The 16,676-nt window shown below is 55.2% G+C and carries 15 protein-coding genes and 1 pseudogene; 6 read left to right on the top strand and 10 right to left on the bottom strand.

Annotated elements, in window-relative coordinates; genetic code table 11:
* Positions 1 to 7 precede the first annotated feature (7 nt).
* The 4 genes from VA597_RS03010 to VA597_RS02995 form a co-directional block, all read right to left on the bottom strand.
* Positions 8 to 1,429 carry an NAD(P)/FAD-dependent oxidoreductase gene (locus tag VA597_RS03010; RefSeq protein ID WP_326975109.1) on the bottom strand — a complete coding sequence of 474 codons (1,422 nt, stop codon included), beginning with the start codon at positions 1,427 to 1,429 and terminating at the stop codon, positions 8 to 10.
* A complete protein-coding gene (locus tag VA597_RS03005; protein ID WP_128741587.1) occupies positions 1,413 to 1,886 on the bottom strand; it encodes a YaiI/YqxD family protein in 474 nt (157 codons plus the stop codon). Before VA597_RS03005 ends, VA597_RS03010 begins: the two co-directional genes overlap by 17 nt.
* A complete protein-coding gene (locus tag VA597_RS03000; protein WP_326975108.1) occupies positions 1,883 to 2,596 on the bottom strand; it encodes an HAD family hydrolase in 714 nt (237 codons plus the stop codon). Before VA597_RS03000 ends, VA597_RS03005 begins: the two co-directional genes overlap by 4 nt.
* A 359-nt stretch (positions 2,597 to 2,955) precedes the next feature.
* Positions 2,956 to 5,076, bottom strand: coding sequence for a sodium-translocating pyrophosphatase (locus VA597_RS02995; RefSeq protein ID WP_128741585.1), 2,121 nt, complete (start codon positions 5,074 to 5,076; stop codon positions 2,956 to 2,958).
* 120 nt (positions 5,077 to 5,196) lie between these two features.
* Here VA597_RS02995 and VA597_RS17715 point away from each other — a divergent pair.
* Both VA597_RS17715 and VA597_RS02990 read left to right on the top strand, forming a co-directional pair.
* Positions 5,197 to 5,298, top strand: a pseudogene (locus VA597_RS17715) (VirB6/TrbL-like conjugal transfer protein, CD1112 family); the annotation flags it as partial.
* Between the two features lie 325 nt (positions 5,299 to 5,623).
* Positions 5,624 to 6,964: a copper amine oxidase N-terminal domain-containing protein gene (locus VA597_RS02990; RefSeq protein WP_326975107.1), complete on the top strand. Its 1,341-nt coding sequence runs from the start codon at positions 5,624 to 5,626 to the stop codon at positions 6,962 to 6,964.
* Positions 6,965 to 7,186: 222 nt separating this feature from the next.
* On the opposite strand, the gene VA597_RS02985 is transcribed toward VA597_RS02990, so the two are convergent.
* From VA597_RS02985 to trxA, 4 genes are all read right to left on the bottom strand, one after another.
* Positions 7,187 to 8,032: an IS3 family transposase gene (locus VA597_RS02985; protein WP_326975106.1), complete on the bottom strand. Its 846-nt coding sequence runs from the start codon at positions 8,030 to 8,032 to the stop codon at positions 7,187 to 7,189.
* A complete protein-coding gene (locus tag VA597_RS02980; protein ID WP_326975105.1) occupies positions 8,026 to 8,322 on the bottom strand; it encodes a helix-turn-helix domain-containing protein in 297 nt (98 codons plus the stop codon). The genes VA597_RS02985 and VA597_RS02980 overlap by 7 nt, the downstream gene beginning before the upstream one ends.
* A 318-nt stretch (positions 8,323 to 8,640) precedes the next feature.
* A complete protein-coding gene (locus tag VA597_RS02975) occupies positions 8,641 to 9,150 on the bottom strand; it encodes an O-acetyl-ADP-ribose deacetylase (RefSeq protein ID WP_442872786.1) in 510 nt (169 codons plus the stop codon).
* A gap of 94 nt (positions 9,151 to 9,244) precedes the next feature.
* Complete coding sequence (gene trxA / locus VA597_RS02970) at positions 9,245 to 9,556, bottom strand: thioredoxin (protein WP_128741583.1); 312 nt, start codon at positions 9,554 to 9,556, stop codon at positions 9,245 to 9,247.
* Between the two features lie 167 nt (positions 9,557 to 9,723).
* Between trxA and VA597_RS02960 the strand changes: the two genes are divergently transcribed.
* The 4 genes from VA597_RS02960 to VA597_RS02945 all read left to right on the top strand — a co-directional run bounded on the left by VA597_RS02960 (position 9,724) and on the right by VA597_RS02945 (position 15,078).
* Entirely contained in the window at positions 9,724 to 10,437 is a 714-nt protein-coding gene (locus VA597_RS02960) for a TrmB family transcriptional regulator (RefSeq protein ID WP_128741582.1), read from the top strand.
* Between the two features lie 5 nt (positions 10,438 to 10,442).
* Complete coding sequence (locus VA597_RS02955) at positions 10,443 to 11,699, top strand: diaminopimelate decarboxylase (RefSeq protein ID WP_326975103.1); 1,257 nt, start codon at positions 10,443 to 10,445, stop codon at positions 11,697 to 11,699.
* 287 nt (positions 11,700 to 11,986) lie between these two features.
* Positions 11,987 to 13,987, top strand: coding sequence for a methyl-accepting chemotaxis protein (locus tag VA597_RS02950; protein WP_326975102.1), 2,001 nt, complete (start codon positions 11,987 to 11,989; stop codon positions 13,985 to 13,987).
* A 173-nt stretch (positions 13,988 to 14,160) separates the two neighbouring features.
* Positions 14,161 to 15,078, top strand: coding sequence for a ketopantoate reductase family protein (locus VA597_RS02945; RefSeq protein ID WP_326975101.1), 918 nt, complete (start codon positions 14,161 to 14,163; stop codon positions 15,076 to 15,078).
* Between the two features lie 75 nt (positions 15,079 to 15,153).
* Here VA597_RS02945 and VA597_RS02940 read toward each other — a convergent pair whose 3' ends face one another.
* Positions 15,154 to 15,537 (bottom strand): OsmC family protein, encoded by a 384-nt coding sequence (locus tag VA597_RS02940; protein ID WP_128741578.1) that lies wholly within the window; start codon positions 15,535 to 15,537, stop codon positions 15,154 to 15,156.
* A gap of 17 nt (positions 15,538 to 15,554) precedes the next feature.
* The gene (locus VA597_RS02935) at positions 15,555 to 16,577 is read right to left on the bottom strand and encodes an aldo/keto reductase (RefSeq protein ID WP_326975100.1); all 1,023 of its coding nucleotides are present in this window, start codon (positions 16,575 to 16,577) and stop codon (positions 15,555 to 15,557) included.
* Between the last annotated feature and the right edge of the window lie 99 nt (positions 16,578 to 16,676).

The raw sequence follows: 16,676 nt of genomic DNA, 5'->3' as shown, positions 1-16,676 counted from the left end.
ATCACGCTCAGACGGAATCCTTTTCCCCCGCGATGTCCCGCGCCACCACGACGCCGGTAACGGAGGACTGCATCAATCCCCGCGTGATGCCCGCGCCGTCGCCGATGGCGTAAAGATGCCCGACCGCGGTCTCAAAATTGGGCTGAACCGAAACTTTGGAGGAATAGAATTTGACCTCCACCCCATAGAGCAGCGTGTTTTTGGAGTAAAGCCCCGGCGCCAGCTTGTCGAACGCGCGCAGCGATTCGACGATGCTGGTCAGATGCCGGTGCGGAAGGACAAACGACAGGTCCCCCGGCACCGCGTTCTTCAAAGTCGGAATCGTCGTCGATTTGCCGAGCCTTGCCGCGTCGGTCCGGCGGCCCAGCAGCAAATCGCCGAGCCGCTGAACCATGATCCCGCCGCCGGTCAGCATGTTGCCGAGCTGCGCGATGTAGCGCCCGTACTCGATCGGCTGATGAAACGGCTCCGTAAACTTGGTGGAGACCAGCAGGGCGAAATTCGTGTTCTCCGTGTGCCGCTCCTCCTCCGCATAGGAATGCCCGTTGACGACGGCAATCCCGGAGCCCACGTCGTAATGCTCCTCGCTGACGATGCCCCCCGGATTCATGCAGAAGGTGCGCACGCGGTTTTCAAACGTATCCGAATAATAAACCAGCTTGGCCTCGTAAAGGTGTTTGGTCAGCGGGTCCATCACCGCGTTCGGCACCTCGACCCGGACGCCGATATCCACTTCGTTGTTCGTAATGTTCAGTCCCGTTTCCTGCGCGACGCGGGAAAGCCATTCCGCGCCGCCGCGTCCCGGCGCCAGCACCACATGCCGCCCCCTGACCAGCCGGCCGCCGTCCGGCCCGGAAAGGCGGACCCCGCCGGCCTTCCCGTTTTCGATCAGAACGGATTCTGCGGTGGTCTGCTCGCGGAATTCAAAACTCGGGCGCGAGCTGAGGTAACGGTACATCCCCATCAAAACTTTATAGGAGTACTCCGTCCCCATGTGCCGCACGGGGCACGGGATCAGGCGGATATTCTCCCGGCGCGCCTCGTAGGCGATCTTGTCCGCGAACTTATCGCTTTTTCCGTAGACCTGATCGGGCGCGCCGTAATGAAGGTAGACGCCGTCGACGTAACGGATGAGTTCCCTCGCCTGATCGACCGTCATGTAATCGGTGATGTTGCCGCCGACTTCCTCCGAAAGGGAGAGTTTCCCGTCGGAAAACGCCCCCGCGCCCGCCCAGCCGTTCATAATGCTGCACGTCGGGCAGTGCGCGCACCGGCCGCCCGTGCGCGCGGGACAGGTGCGGCGCTCCAGCGAACTGCCGGAGTCAACCACAAGGACGCTCATTTCCGGCGCCAGCCGGTCAAGTTCCAGCGCGGTGAAAATCCCGGCGGGACCTGCCCCCACAACGATGACATCATAAATCCGGTCCATATGAAAACTTTTCCTCCGATTTCTCCGTTTTCCGAATCATTTTTTCCAGTTCCCGTTCAAACGACTGATCGTCTTCCCCGGTCCGTTTTCTGTTTTTTCCCGCTCTGCCGCCCGCGCGTCGGATCTTCTGCCCCAGGGCGCGCTCAAACAGCAGCCGGTCCATATTATCCGCGCCGTAAACCATACCGTTCTGGTTCAGCGCCGCCGCGCCGCGGCCGAGCGACATCGCCGCGACGCCGTAGTCCTGCGTCACGACCAGATCCCCCGGCTCGATCAGGTTGACAAGCCGGAGATCCGCGCTGTCCCTGCCTTTGTCGACGATGATGACCGTGCTGTACCCGTCGTCCAAAACATGGCAGGTGTCCATCAGCATCGTCACCGGAATCCCATGACTTTTCGCGATTCTCACAATGATCTCCTTCACGGGGCAGGCGTCCGCGTCGACCAGGATCTTCAAGTTCCGCTCTCCTTTCGTTCGCTCCGGATGAGTTCGATCACTTCGAAGAGCGAAGGCACGCAGAAATCGACGGTTTTTTTCAGCGCCTCGTCCGGCTCCAGAAGGTCGGGAACCATCACGGTTTTCATCCCCGCGTCGTGGGCGGACCGGATCCCGAGCGGCGAATCCTCCAGCGCCGTGCAGTCCGCGGGAGGAACCTCAAGCTCCGCCGCCGCTTTTAAGTAAATATCCGGGGCCGGCTTGCTCTTTTCCAGCATGTCGCCGAAAACCATCCGGTCAAAATACCGGGCGGCGCCGGCCTGCTCCAGATAGGGAAGCGCGTGCCGCCGGGAAGTTGACGTGGCGACCGCCAGAAGGAATCCCTCCCGTTTCAGAAAACTCAGCAGCTCAAACAGGCCGGGCTTCACCGGCACGCCGTTCTCCCGGATCAAGGCGCCGATGATCTCCTGCCTGCGGGCGGAAAAGCCCCGATAGGAAAAATCGCCGCCGAGATACCGGGTGTACAGCCCGCTGCATTCCTTTTCGTTCCTCCCTATCATTTCACGGGCGAAATCCGCTATACCCGGATACCCCAATTCCCTTCCCGCCTGCGCCGTGGCAACGTGAGTCAGCCGCTCGGTGTCGAACATCAAACCGTCCATATCAAAAATGACCGCCCGGATCATGAATTCCAACCTTTCCAAAAGCAAATTTTCATCTGTCAGCAGCATTGCAAAGATTCCTGTCCGGGCTTCGGGTTTCCCCGCCCGGAGATACAAAATAAGCAAAATCGTGGACGCCATGCCGGCTGCGCGGAAAAAACAGGATTGGAATTTTATCCATCCGGTTCGCGCTGCTGTGGCGTCCACGGCACTTGGAAATCACGGTTCGTCGTCTTCCGACCCGCATCGCCGGCCGACATTGAATCGTCAATGCCGCCGAACCGGGCCGGGGAATGGAAAATGGTCTCTGCTTTTCAAGCAGACCGTTATCCTACGCATCGGAATCTTCCGCGGTCTCCGTAAATCCGCCAAAACGATTGTATTATAACATTCTAAAACGGAATGTCAACACGGAAGATCCCGTTTTTTCAATGAAATACGGAAACAGAGAGGATCAGGCCCGCGAACACGATGGCCACCATGGAGGTCAGCTTGATCAGGATGTTCAGCGAAGGCCCGGACGTATCCTTGAACGGATCGCCGACCGTGTCGCCGACCACGGCGGCTTTGTGCGCGCTGCTGCCCTTTCCCCCAAGCTGCCCGCTCTCGATGTACTTCTTCGCGTTGTCCCAGGCTCCGCCGGCGTTCGCCATCATGACCGCCATCACAAAGCCCGTCACCGTGGCGCCGGCCAGCATCCCGGCCACGCCGTTAACGCCCAGAACCAGCCCCACGACAATCGGCGACAGAATGCCGATCACGGCGGGAAGGATCATTTCCCTCTGGGCGGAGCGCGTGCAGATATCGACGCAGGTCTCGTAATCCGGCTCGGCCTCTCCCTCCATCAGGCCGGTGATCTCATGGAACTGCCGCCGGACTTCGTTGACGATGCTCTGCGCGGACCTCCCCACCGCGTTCATGGTAAACGCGGAAAACAGGAACGGAAGCGCGCCGCCGATGAACAGGCCGGTCAGCACCGTCGGATTCGTAATGCTGAGGTCGAACGCGTAGTCCGGCTTCAGGATCTTGACCTGGTTGATAAAGGATGCGATGAGCGCCAGGGCTGTCAGCGCGGCGGAGCCGATGGCAAATCCCTTGCCGGTCGCAGCCGTCGTATTTCCCAGGGAATCGAGCGCATCGGTCCTCTCCCGCACTTCTTCGCCCAATCCCGACATTTCCGCGATGCCGCCGGCGTTGTCCGCGACGGGGCCGTAGGCGTCGGTCGCAAGCGTGATGCCCAGGGTGGAGAGCATGCCCACCGCGGAAAGGCCGATCCCGTACAGGCCGTGGTTAAAGTCGGCGGCTCCGCCCGAGGCAAAGTAGCTGACAAGCACCGAGGCGCCGACGATGACGACCGGAAGGACGGTGGACTGCATTCCGAGCGCGAGCCCGCCGATGATCACCGTGGCCGGGCCGCCGGAGGAGTCCTCCGCCAGCGCGCGCGTCGGCCGGTAGGTGTCGGAAGTGAAATATTCGGTGGAAATGCCGATCAGAATCCCGGCCAGCAGCCCGGACAGGATGGCGAAGTACAGGCCCGTCTGGCCGCTTCCAAGACTGTACCGGATCAGCGGATAGGACGCCACCGCAATCAGCAGCGCGCTGATCCAGGTTCCGCGCCGCAGCGCGGAGAGCAGGTTCTTCTGAGTCGCGCCCTCTTTCGTCCGGACAAAGAAGGAGCCGATGATGGAGGCGAAAATTCCGATTGCGGCAAGAATCATCGGCAGCCCCACGCCCGCGAAGCCCAGACCGGCCGCAACCGCAAGGGAGGCGGTGGAGACGATGGAACCGACATAGGATTCAAACAGATCTGCGCCCATCCCCGCCACGTCGCCAACATTGTCTCCGACGTTGTCTGCAATCACGGCGGGGTTGCGCGGGTCGTCCTCCGGGATGCCCGCCTCCACCTTGCCGACCAGGTCCGCCCCGACATCGGCGGCCTTGGTGAAAATCCCTCCGCCCACGCGCGCGAACAGCGCCATCGAGGAGGCGCCCATGCCGGAGGTCAGAAGCGCTGAAGTAATCGCTTCGATCTGCGCGTTCTCAAGCGTCTGCCCCGCCGCAAGGGTCAGGTGCGCCGGATCGGAAAACCAGAATTTCAAAAGATAATACCACAGAGAAATATGTACGATGCCGAGGCCGACAACCACGAAGCCCATCACGGCTCCGGCTGAAAACGCGACGTGCAGGCCGGAGTTCAGGCTATGCTGCGCGGCGTTGGCCGTGCGGTCGTTCGCGTTCGTCGCGATCTTCATCCCGATAAAGCCCGAGAGCCCGGAAAAAAAACCGCCCGTGATGAAGGCAAACGGTACGAAGATCGTCAGGTAACCGCCGATGGACATTGCCAGCAGGATGACGAACATAATGCCGAAAAACAGCGCGACGCCGGTGTACTGCCGTTTCAGGTAAGCATTCGCCCCTCTGCGCACCGCCAGCGAAATCTTTTTCATCTGTTCGCTGCCCTCATCCGCCTTCAGCACGCCGGCCGCAAGAAACCACGCGAAAACCAGCGCTGCGACCGCCCCGATCGGTGCGAAAATGGTTGCTTCCATATAGGATCCCCCTTTTCCATATTTTCCAGTATTTTCATTATAGACCAAAATCAGTTAAATTTCAATCGCATGTTTTCATACCGGAAGCCCTCCGGGAAATCGCAAGGGATTCAACAGCTCATGGCGGGCGGCGGCATCATGAATAATCTGTCGGGTATGTTCGACAACGTGGACAGCCAGGTCGGTCAGATTGCCTCTCAGGTGGGAACGCCGCCGCAGGCGCGGTATGTAATACGCATAGCGTGACATTAGGAAGCTATCGTGCTAGTATAATAATATTGATTGAAGGATCAGCCAAATCGCCCTCGGATGGCCGATTCCACCATTCATTTAGCTATTTTCCGTGGTATAGGCTAATTTAGGCCGATCCACGCCGCAGGCAATAACATCACGGCAAAAGCCGATGAACAGATTACGCCCGAAAGATTTTGGGATTTTAAACGTATGACTATAAGGATCATCATCTGAAGGTGAGCCGAATCACTTTCTCCACCAATGAACGATTTGTAATAGATCTTTATGTTAACGAAAACGAGGAGAGGTCTACATGAAAAAAGCACTGTCCCTATTATTGATTTTAGCAACAACCATTCTTGGCCCCCAAACGATGGTGTCGGCCGCGGCTTCGCCCGAGTCAGCGGATGAAATCGGTTATACAAACAGCGAGGTGCGCTTTTCCCTGACCCTGCCCGCATCATGGGCGGGGCAATACCGTATCATCTCCTCAGCAGCCTCCGTCTCGTTTCTTCACAGGGAATCTGAGGAGGACGGGAGCAAAACGGGTGTGCTGTTCAGCATCATAAGATATGACGGAAAATCAGCGGCGAAGGATGTGGTTGGCGCCGGAAAAAGGTATTTGGCTGCGCAGACGAACGAATATTCTTATGTTTTGGCCTATCCGTCCGGCGTCGAATACACCGACACGTCGAAGGCCGGATATCAGAAATTAGCAGCCGATATAGACAAGATCGGCAAGACGGTCTTTCCCATTATCAATACGACTGACCCGACCTACAAAGCCTTTTCGAAATTCGATGAAAACGGACTCACGGATAATCACATCTATACATTTGCGGACGGTTCCGTGGATGCGGCACCGGGGGACTATTTATTGATGTTAAACGGGGAGTTTTCAGACGCCCACGTGATCATGAAGAACGACCGTGCGCTTGTACCGGTGAGTGTGATCCGGCAGACCTGCGGAGCAGACGTTCTCTGGGGCTATCAGGCCGGCAACGGCGATATCATTTCTTATGGCTCCAATAACGGTTCATCGAATCTGCCTCCGATTATAAAAATCCATAACAAAGACGGAAGCATGGACATCAAGATGACCGTGGGGCAGACCTCGGCCGATGTAAATGGCAAGACGGAAGCGCTTGATACCCCGCCGGTGATTGCGAACAACACGGCGTATGTTCCGCTTCGCTTTGTCTGTGACTGCTTCGGTAAAGTGATCGGTTCTCTGCCCGCGGGCCAAGATGCCGGCGACCCGAAATCCGCCAAAAGTTTGGCCTTTAACCCAATTGTTTGGGTCGACGACTCTGAAAAAACGAATGCTGCCAAGCCCACGGACGCAACGCTGACATGGCTTAAGGCTCAGATGAATCAGGCATTGACAAGCCTGAAAAAGTATCGGGGTGCGATTCTGGAAGATACCGGCCCAAACGACCCGGCCTTTTCGCAAATCGCCGATGATATCAATAACACTTATTATGTCGGCAATGTCGGGCGTTACGCACTGTATCAGGGTCCATATCCCACACTGGTCGACGTAAATTCAAAAACGATCTATTTTTACACGGTTGGCTCCGGTTCCGGTTGGCGTATTTGGCAAGCAAACATGAATGATCCGGAAACGTTTATGCTTTATTACTTTGCGAGCTGATTATGACGATAAGAACAGAAATATTGATCATAAAAACGAATTAGAAATTAGATATTGCAGCATCTCAGTTGATTATGCAAGTGTGATTGTGTTCCTCCCCCGCCATCGGCGGGGGAGGAACACGTCTTGTTTCGCAAATTGAAATGGAATTGCTGAAAGAAATTGAAAAGAGCTGCGTCCAGGTACTGAATTGACCCCAAAAAGTTAGACAAATATTTTGAATTAAGCGACAGAGAGGGCTTGTTGTCTGTGAATAGCAGGCGGCAGGCCCTTTAGCTTAGCCTTGCTGCGATGGTTGTTGTAATAATCAAGATAGTCCATCAACTCCCGTTTGAAGTGCTCCATTGAGTCGAACTCCTGCAAATAGAGAAGCTCGCTTTTAAGCAGACCAAAGAAATTTTCAATTACGGCGTTGTCCAGACAGTTTCCCTTACGGCTCATGCTCTGTCGGATTCCTTTTCTGCGTAGCATTCTTTGGTATTGCTTGTGCTGGTAATGCCAGCCCTGATCGGAATGCAGAATAAGGTTTGTTCCATCCGGTATTTTAGCGAAAGCCTTGTCCAGCATTTGTGCCACCATGGAGAGCACCGGTCTATCTGAGACCGAGTAACTCACAATATCCCGACTGCACAGGTCAAGGATCGGTGACAGATAGAGCTTTTGCCCGAAAAGATTGAATTCTGTCACGTCCGTCACCCACTTTTGATTCGGCTTTTCAGCTTCAAAGTTCCGGTTCAGCAAGTTTGACGCGATTTTACCCACTTCACCCTTGTAGGAGTGATACTTTTTCATCCGTACACGGCAGATCAGCCCTAATTCCTTCATTAGCCGTTGAACCGTCTTATGGTTCAGCACCGAACCCTGTTGCCGAAGTGCAGCCGTAATCCGGCGATAGCCATAGCGGCCTTTGTTCTCATGGTAGATAGTATCAATAGCTTCTTTCGCTTTGCAGTATTTGTCCGGCCTAGCCAACCGCTTGGTATGGTAGTAGTAGGTTGAGCGCGGAAGTTGAGCGATCTCAAGAAGAATATCCAGCGAAAATGTTTGCCTTAGCCCTTGAATCACCAACGATTTTTGTGTTGGCGTCGCTCGTCTTTCAAAACCAAGGCCTGCAAGTTTTTTAAGTATGCATTCTCTGCCCTAAGGCGCTGTACTTCTGCTAGTAAGTCTTCCTCTACGTCCTCTGGCAGCTTTGCCGGTTGACCTTTACCTCCACGCCCACGGCGTTCCATACAGAAGCCCTCTGTCCCGTAGGTCAGGTAAATGCGTTCCCAATCCTGAACTCTTTTGTGCCTAATTTGAAATCGTTCGGCCGTTTCTATATAATTCAAATGCTCACGTTGCATGGTTTCAATCACTGCTTGCTTGAATTCTGCTGTGTATCGCTTGTTCGGTATCCCCCTTGGCATAGAAAAACACCCCATTTGTTATTCAGTATATCATACTGTCTAACAATTGGGGTGCAGTTCAGTACAGGGCACAGCTCTTTTCATACGGATTGCAGATAAATTCGAATTCACCACTAGACGATGTGGCAGAGATTTAGCTTAGGTCGATGAACTGTCCGTCCTCGACGGCGGCAAGCGCATCCGGCCTTTCCTTTCGGACACCGTTCCAAAAGAAAGCAGATTTTTTACAGGAAGGCAGGGCTCCGGCGCCTTTGCGGCGGGAAAGGTTCAGCCGTTTTGCTCCGTCAGCGCCGCGTCGTAGGCCGCCCTGGTGCCCGCGTCAAAGCAGACCATGGTAACAGAGCTCACCACCCGGTCCGACCGCAGAAAGGACAGGATCTCCCGGACCGCGATCCGGGCTGCGCGTTCCAGGGGAAAACGGTAAATACCCGTGCTGATCGAGGGGAAAGCGACGGTCCTGCAGCCGTACTGTGAGGCCAGGGACAGGCTTTCGCGGTAACATCCCGCCAGCAGCTCCTCCTCCCCGGCGGTTCCGCCCCGCCAGACCGGTCCCGGGGTATGAATGACGTATTTCGCGGGAAGACGGTATCCGCCGGTGATCTTCGCCTTCCCCGTTTCGCAGCCGTGAAGCGCGCGGCACTCGTCCAGCAGCCCTGGCCCGGCCGCCCGGTGAATCGCCCCGTCCACTCCCCCGCCGCCCAGCAGCGAACAGTTGGCGGCGTTGACGATCGCGTCGGCTTTCTGTTTTGTGATATCCCCCAGGATGACGTTCAGCATGGCAATCCCTCCGTTTCGTCGTAAAAAGGGAAAAGACCCGCAAGAGCCGGCGGTTTCCGGTTCCTTCGGATCTTTCATTCCGTCAGCGGGAGCTTTAATCCAGCATGGACAGAATGTCCTGTTTGCTGCGCACTCCGACCGAGGTCTGCGAGGGCGTGCCGTCTTTGAATACAATCAGCGTCGGAATGCTCATAATATTGTACTTTGCCGCGATATCCGGCTGTTCGTCCACATTGACTTTCCCCACCATGTATCTTCCATCGGATTCGTTGCCGATTTCGTCGACAATTGGGGAAACCATGCGGCAGGGGCCGCACCATGACGCCCAAAAATCCACAAGGACCGGCTTATCGGATTTTAAAACTTCGGATTCGAAATTGTCCTGTGTCACTGTTACAACTGCCATTTGGATTCTTCCTTTCCTCTTTTACTCTTTGTTGGTATTATTATAACCACTCCCGCAGAATTTGTATGTGACAAAATCACACAAAATGAAAAAATCTTTCCTTATTTTCCACACTTGGCTTGACAATCGCCTCATATTTAACTATAGTGTTCCTATAAAGGAATACTATAGGGGGCGACGATACGGAATCGGTTTCACTTCTGACCCATTTCGGCCTGACGCAGCAGGAGGCAAAAATTTACCTGGCTCTGCTCTCGCAGGGCGACCTGACCGGCTATGAAGCCGCAAAGGTCACGGGAATCTCCCGCTCCAACACTTATTCGGCGCTGTCCGGGCTGGTGGAAAAAGGGGCGGCCAGATTGGTGGAAGGCGCCGCGACCCGGTACGCGCCGGTTCCCCTCGAGGAATTCTGCGGCAACTGCATTTACAACCTGCAGAAAGACGCCGGAGAACTGGGCCAAATGCAGCCGAAGCGCAGGAAGGACTCCGGAGGATACATCACCATCGCAGGCGAAAAACAGATTCTGCTGAAAATGAGGAACCTTCTGCATGGGGCAAGGGAGCGGGTCTACGCCTCCATGTCCGCGGAACTGACGGAACGGATTCTGCCGGAGCTGCGCGATATGGCGGGGCGCGGACTGAAAGTCGTCGTCATCACCGACCGGCCTCTCGACCTGCCCGGCGCCACCGTTTACTGCACGGAGCGAAAGCAGAGACAGATCCGGCTGATCGTGGATTCGGGCAGCGTCCTGACCGGGGACCTGGACGACGGCGAAAACTCGACCTGTCTCTATTCCAGCAAAGATAACCTGGTCAGCCTGTTCAAGGAAGACCTGAAAAACGAGATCAGGCTGATCGAATTGACCAAGGGAAGGGAGTAAACAGGATGAAAAAGCCTTTTGTCACACTGGAAAAGCTGAAAGAAATCGAGAAGGAGTTCCCAACCCCTTTTTATCTGTACGATGAGAAGGGCATCCGGGAAAACGCGAGAAAAATCAGGAAGGCGTTTTCCTGGAATCCGGGTTACCGGGAATATTTCGCGGTCAAGGCCACCCCGAATCCCTATCTGCTCCGGCTGCTGAAAAAAGAGGGCTGCGGCGCGGACTGTTCCTCCCTGACCGAATTGATGCTGTCCGACGCGGCCGGCCTGAAAGGGCGGGAAATCATGTTTTCCTCCAACGACACGCCGGACGAGGACTTTCTCCTCGCCGCGAAGCTGGGCGCGACCATCAATCTGGACGATTTCACCCACATCGACATTCTGGACCGTCTCGCCGGCATCCCGGAAACCATCAGCTGCCGCTACAATCCCGGCGGGGTCTTCAAGGCGAGCAACGCGATCATGGACAACCCCGGCGAGGCGAAATACGGTTTCACCCGCGAGCAAATGGCGGAAGGGTTCAAAAAGCTGATGCGGCTGGGGGCAGAGCATTTCGGTATCCACGCATTCCTCGCCAGCAACACGACCGGGGACGAATACTATCCCGCCCTCGCCGGGATCCTGTTTCAGCTGGCGGTCGACCTGCACCGGGAAACCGGCGCTCATATTTCCTTCATCAATCTGTCCGGCGGCGTCGGCGTTGCCTACCGCCCGGACCAGACCCCTCCGGACATTCTGAAAATCGGACGCCAGGTCAAAAAGGTCTACGAGCAGATCCTGGTGCCCGCGGGCATGGGCGACGTCTCGATTTACACGGAAATGGGCCGTTTCATGCTGGGCCCCTACGGTATTTTAGCCGCAAAAGCCATCCGGGAAAAGCACATCTACAAGGAATATATCGGGCTGGACGCCTGCGCGGCCAACCTGATGCGCCCCGCGATGTACGGGGCTTACCACCACATCACGGTCATGGGCAAGGAGGACGCGCCCTGCGACCACAAGTACGATGTGACGGGCGGCCTGTGCGAAAACAACGATAAATTCGCCGTAGACCGGATGCTGCCGAAAATCGACATGGGCGATCTGCTCGTCATCCACGACGCGGGCGCGCACGGGCATTCCATGGGCTACAACTACAATGGAAAGCTCCGCAGCGCGGAGATTCTTCTTCACGAAGACGGTTCCTTTGACCTGATCCGCCGCGCCGAAACCCCCGCCGACTATTTCGCGACGCTCGATTTCCCCGGTCTGCCGAAAAAATAATTTTTCCATAGTACGATCCGGCTCGGCCGCTCCGCCATGACGAATTCATGACGGGGCGGCTTTTTGTCTGCCGCCGCGCCGGAGGCAAATATGTATTTATTATGTCCGATGGCGTCTGGAAAATTTAAATAAATATCAAACTTATTCGTAAAATTAATTGTAGTATTTGTCGAAGAAATATTAAATTATTGTAAAATTCTGACGATATAGGAAATATAGGGTTATTTTCAGCAATGAAATTCCAAGCAGGAGCAGCGCTGCAAAATCTAATCAAAGGAAGTATCTGTATGAAAAGGTTTAAATCGCTGAAGAAAAAGCTGATTGTATGCATTGTTGGAATTATATTTGTGACTTCCGTACTGAATCTCGCCGTCGGAATCTACGCAAGTTACAAAGGCATCACGAAAAACGTGGAGAGCGACCTGAAATCCATCGGCCAGACGGCAAACATCGCAATCGATACCTCTCTGAACAATATGAAGCTCAACATCCGGTCCGTCGCGGAATCCAGCGAAATCGGAAAATCGGGTGTCTCCCCGTCCGATCTCCTGAAGATGCTCGACACCAAAAAACAGCAGATGGGCTACCAGACACTGAGCCTTGTGAACGGCAGCGGAACAATTTTCAGCGACGACGCTTCGCTGAACGGCAAAAACATCGCCGATCAGGAATATTTCAAAAAGGCGCTCTCAGGGGAAACCTATCTTTCCGGAACCACGTACGATATCAACAAAAAACTCTGCGTAATCGCCTGCGCCCCGGTTTCCAACGACAATGATTATCAGGGGATCGTCATGGCCACCCTCGACCCGCAGGTTTACAGCAGCATTATCAAAAATATCGTGATCGGAACAACCGGGAATGTCTTTATCACCGACAAGGAAGGGACCCTGATCGCAAACATCCGGCCCGCGCTGGTGGAAAGCCGGACGAACTTCATTCAAATGGCCAAGACCGACTCCACGTATGCCACCGCCGCCGTCGTTTACCAGCATATGGCTCAGGGCAAAAGCGGAGTGGAAGTCTATTCATACGAGACGGGAGACCGGATCTGCTATTATGCCCCCATCAAGGATACGGACGGCTGGGCTTTCGGCGTTGTGGCGCCGATCGTAGAAATGACTTCGCCGATCTGGCTGTCCGTTTTCGGCCTCGGCTTGGCGTCGCTGCTGTGCATCGTTCTTGGGATCGTCCTCTCCACTGTGCTCTCAAGGTCGATCGCCAACCCGATTCTGACCGTATGCGACAGGCTGAAGCTTTTGTCGGCCGGAGATCTGCATACTGACACCGTCGAAGTCAAAGCCAGGGATGAAACGGCGGTTCTGGCTTCTTCGCTGAACAAAACCGTATTGGGGCTGCGCGGCTACATTGAGGAAATCTCTCACGTGCTTCACGAGGTCGCTTACGGGAACATGTGCGTGCAGGCCCAAAAAAATTTTGAGGGGGATTTTATTCCCATCCAGAAATCCCTTGCCTTTATCATAGAAGCTCTGAACGGCATCCTGTCCGAGATCAACGGTTCCTCCGATCAGATTGCGAGCGGCTCCCAACAGGTTTCCGCCGGGGCGCAGGCGCTGGCTCAGGGTTCCTCGGAACAGGCGGGTTCCATTGAGGAGCTGTCAAAGACGATTGCCGAAATCTCGAACCATGTGAAACAAAACGCGCGGGACGCCGCGGAGGCAAGCGGCAATATGGGCCGTGTCAGGTCTGAGATCGAAGCGAGCAACGGGCACATGGGGGAGATGGTCTCCGCCATGGACCGGATCAGCGAATCCTCCAATCAAATCGGAAAGATCATCAAAACTATTCAGAATATCGCTTTCCAGACCAACATTCTGGCCCTGAATGCCGCGGTCGAGGCCGCCAGGGCCGGCGATGCGGGCAAAGGGTTTGCGGTCGTGGCGGATGAAGTCAGAAATCTGGCCGGCAAAAGCTCGGAGGCGGCTAAAGACACAACCGTATTGATCGAGAACACCATGCATTTGGTGGAAGAAGGTTCAAAGATTGCGAACCAGACCGCGGAATCGTTGTCCGCCGTTGTCGAAAGCATCCAGACTGTTTCGGAGAGGGTCGACAGCATCTCCGGCGCTACCCTGCAGCAGTCCGACGCGGTCGGCCAGGTATCCTCAGGCGTCACGCAGATTTCGGATGTGGTACAGACCAATTCCGCCACGGCGGAGGAAAGCGCCGCCGCAAGCGAGGAACTGTCCGGGCAGGCTCAGGTTCTGAAATCGCTGGTCGGCAAATTCCAGCTGAACATCCAAAGCGGCGAAGGCCAGGGCGCTTAATCCGGCTGGATGCGGATGAGATGAGTCGATGCGGTCCGGGCCGGTCTTTTCGCATTGCATCGCTTCGAAAATCGGGATATAATGGATGCAGTGAAAATTTCAGGCGGCCACGTTGAAAAGCATCCGGGCGGGCCTGCCTTCAGCCCGGCGAAGTACTGCTATGGAGGGTTACTATGGAAATCAAAAATGCCGCAATTATCGGCCTGGGAGCGATCGGGTCGGTCTATGGCAATCTGCTTCACCGGGCTTACGGCCGGAATTTCGCGGCCGTCGCCGGCGGCGCGCGCGCGGAGCGCCTGAGAAAAAGCGGCGTAAAGGTCAACGGCGTTCCTTTTTTTCCGCAGGTCAAAGAACCCGGCATGGACTTTGCAGCCGATTTGATTCTTGTGTGTGTCAAAAACTACCAGCTTGACGAGGCAATCCGCGATATCCGCGGATTTGTCGGCCCCGGGACGGTGCTGCTTCCGCTCCTGAACGGCGTGACCGCGCGGGAGCGTCTGAAGGAAGCTTTTCCGAAGAACAGGGTTTTTTACGGGCTTGCCATTTATATCGACGCCGTTCGCACGGAAGACGGAGTCGCACATACCAAAGACGGCGTCATTCAGTTCGGGGAAGCCGCGAACGCCGCGCTTTCGCCCGAGGTTGCCGCCGTGCGCGGCTATCTGGTCAACGCGGGGATTCAGGCGGAGGTTTGCGAGGATATGGTGCGCGCGGTCTGGAAAAAGTGGATGCTGAACGTCGGCGTCAACCAGGTATCCGCGGCAACCCGTTCCCCCTATGGAAAGATCACCACGGTCCCCTCCACCCTGGCCTTGTTCCGCGAAGCGATGATGGAAGTCGTCGCGCTGGCGAAGGCTTCCGGCATTCATCTGGATGAAAAGGACGTCCTGGAATTCGAGGGGGCAATGGGGAATTTTTCACCGCAGGGAAAAACCTCCATGCTGCAGGATGTGGAAGCGGGACGCCGCACGGAGGTTGACTATTTCGCCGGGACAGTGGAAGAGTTGGGGAAAAAGCTGAACGTCCCGACCCCGGTCAACCATGTGCTGCTTTTGCTTCTGCGTTCCATTGAGGCAATGTACGGATGCTGAACCCCCGGAAAAGCGGGATTTCCAGAACGAGAAGACCTCCCGCCACAGTCATAATGCGGCGGGAGGTCTTTTGTATTATTTTTGCATCGCTTCAAATTCGATCTGCTTTGACAGGGCCTTTCTGATCGGGCATGCGCCGGCCAGTCTTTTGACAAGCTGTCTTGTCTCTTCCGAAATGCCGCCGGTAACATCCACATCGATCAGAAATTTCGTTTTATTTTCGTCGCTTTGGTCCAAATCGACTTTGACGACGATCTGATCATATTCTATTTTCCGGTGATCCAGCCCCATCCGGATCGTCATATTGAGGCAGGAGGCCAGCGACGAACACAGCAGTTCATCCGGCCGGAAGTACCGCCCGCTTCCGCCCTTGTCCTCTTTGACATCCGAGAAGATTATCGCGGTCTGATTCGAAATTTCTGTACAGTAATTTTCGCTTCTGCTTTTGGAAATAACCATATCCGCTTTCTCCTTTACTACTGACAAACAGGCTTTAAAAATGTCTGATAATCCTCATAATTCTTTTTCAGCAGATCCGGTGTATTTAATCCGTAAGGGCACTTGCTCATGCATTGGTTGCAGTGGAGACAGTTTTCAATTTTTTTCATTTCCTTCTGCCATTTTTCCGACAGATACGATTCCTGCGGAGCGCGCCGAAGCAGAAGGCTCATCCTTGCGCAGGTATTGATGGATATTTCCGCCGGGCACGGCATGCAATAGCCGCATCCGCGGCAGAACTCTCCGGCAAGCTCTTTTCTGTCGGACTCGACCCGCCGCTTCATCTCCTCCGACAGGGCCGGAGGACGGTCCTGATAGGAAAGGAATTCATCCAATTCGCTTCCGCGCTGGATCCCCCAGATCGGCTCGACATTGTCAAATTGCTCCAGATAGGCGTAAGCCATTGCGGAATCCGTGATCAGGCCGCCCGACAGGGCTTTCATGGCAATAAAGCCGATCCCGTTGTCCCTGCAGGCTTCCACGATTTTCAGGTCCGCGCCGGTGGAAAGATAGCTGAAAGGGAACTGGATCGTATCATACAGGCCGGAGTCCGCCGCCTCCTTCGCAACCGACAGCCTGTGGTTTGTAATGCCGATAAACCGTATTTTTCCCTGTGCCTGCGCTTTGAGCATGGCATCGTAGAGACCGGATTCATCGCCCGGCCTCGGACAGAAATCCGGGTTGTGGAACTGATAGATGTCGATGTAATCCGTCCGAAGATCCCTAAGGCTCTGCTCCAGATCCTTCCAGAACCCTTCCGCATTGCCAGCCGCCGTTTTTGTGCTGATGACAATCTGGTCCCTGACCCAGGAAAAGGCGGCGCCGAGCTTTTCCTCGCTGTCGGAATACGCCCGCGCCGAGTCGTAATAGTTGATGCCGCCGTCGAATGCCTTCCGCAGGATACGGACGGCATTCTTTTTGTCCACCCGCTGGATGGGGAGCGCCCCGAATCCGTTTTTATTGACAACAAGATTTGTTTTTCCCAATTTTACGGTATTCATATATTTTTCTCCCTGCCCCACGATTTTTTTGTTTCTGAAAAGAACGCGGCTTTCTTGTTCCCCTCCAAAAAGTATAATACTATGAGCCGGCTGCAAGTC

The organism is Caproicibacter sp. BJN0012, assembly GCF_035986805.1.
In the GTDB taxonomy this organism is placed as follows: Bacteria; Bacillota; Clostridia; order Oscillospirales; family Acutalibacteraceae; genus Caproicibacter.
Note: the sequence above shows the minus strand (reverse complement) of the source record. Positions and strands in the feature narration are given on the sequence as shown.

Coding starts and splice junctions, on each gene's coding strand:
- VA597_RS02995 (WP_128741585.1), bottom strand. CDS start 5,076: ATGGAAGCAACCATTTTCGCACCGATCGGGGCGGTCGCAGCGCTGGTT.
- VA597_RS02945 (WP_326975101.1), top strand. CDS start 14,161: ATGGAAATCAAAAATGCCGCAATTATCGGCCTGGGAGCGATCGGGTCG.
- VA597_RS03010 (WP_326975109.1), bottom strand. CDS start 1,429: ATGGACCGGATTTATGATGTCATCGTTGTGGGGGCAGGTCCCGCCGGG.
- VA597_RS02940 (WP_128741578.1), bottom strand. CDS start 15,537: ATGGTTATTTCCAAAAGCAGAAGCGAAAATTACTGTACAGAAATTTCG.
- VA597_RS02935 (WP_326975100.1), bottom strand. CDS start 16,577: ATGAATACCGTAAAATTGGGAAAAACAAATCTTGTTGTCAATAAAAAC.
- trxA (WP_128741583.1), bottom strand. CDS start 9,556: ATGGCAGTTGTAACAGTGACACAGGACAATTTCGAATCCGAAGTTTTA.
- VA597_RS02990 (WP_326975107.1), top strand. CDS start 5,624: ATGAAAAAAGCACTGTCCCTATTATTGATTTTAGCAACAACCATTCTT.
- VA597_RS02975 (WP_442872786.1), bottom strand. CDS start 9,150: ATGCTGAACGTCATCCTGGGGGATATCACAAAACAGAAAGCCGACGCG.
- VA597_RS02950 (WP_326975102.1), top strand. CDS start 11,987: ATGAAAAGGTTTAAATCGCTGAAGAAAAAGCTGATTGTATGCATTGTT.
- VA597_RS02955 (WP_326975103.1), top strand. CDS start 10,443: ATGAAAAAGCCTTTTGTCACACTGGAAAAGCTGAAAGAAATCGAGAAG.
- VA597_RS03000 (WP_326975108.1), bottom strand. CDS start 2,596: ATGCTGCTGACAGATGAAAATTTGCTTTTGGAAAGGTTGGAATTCATG.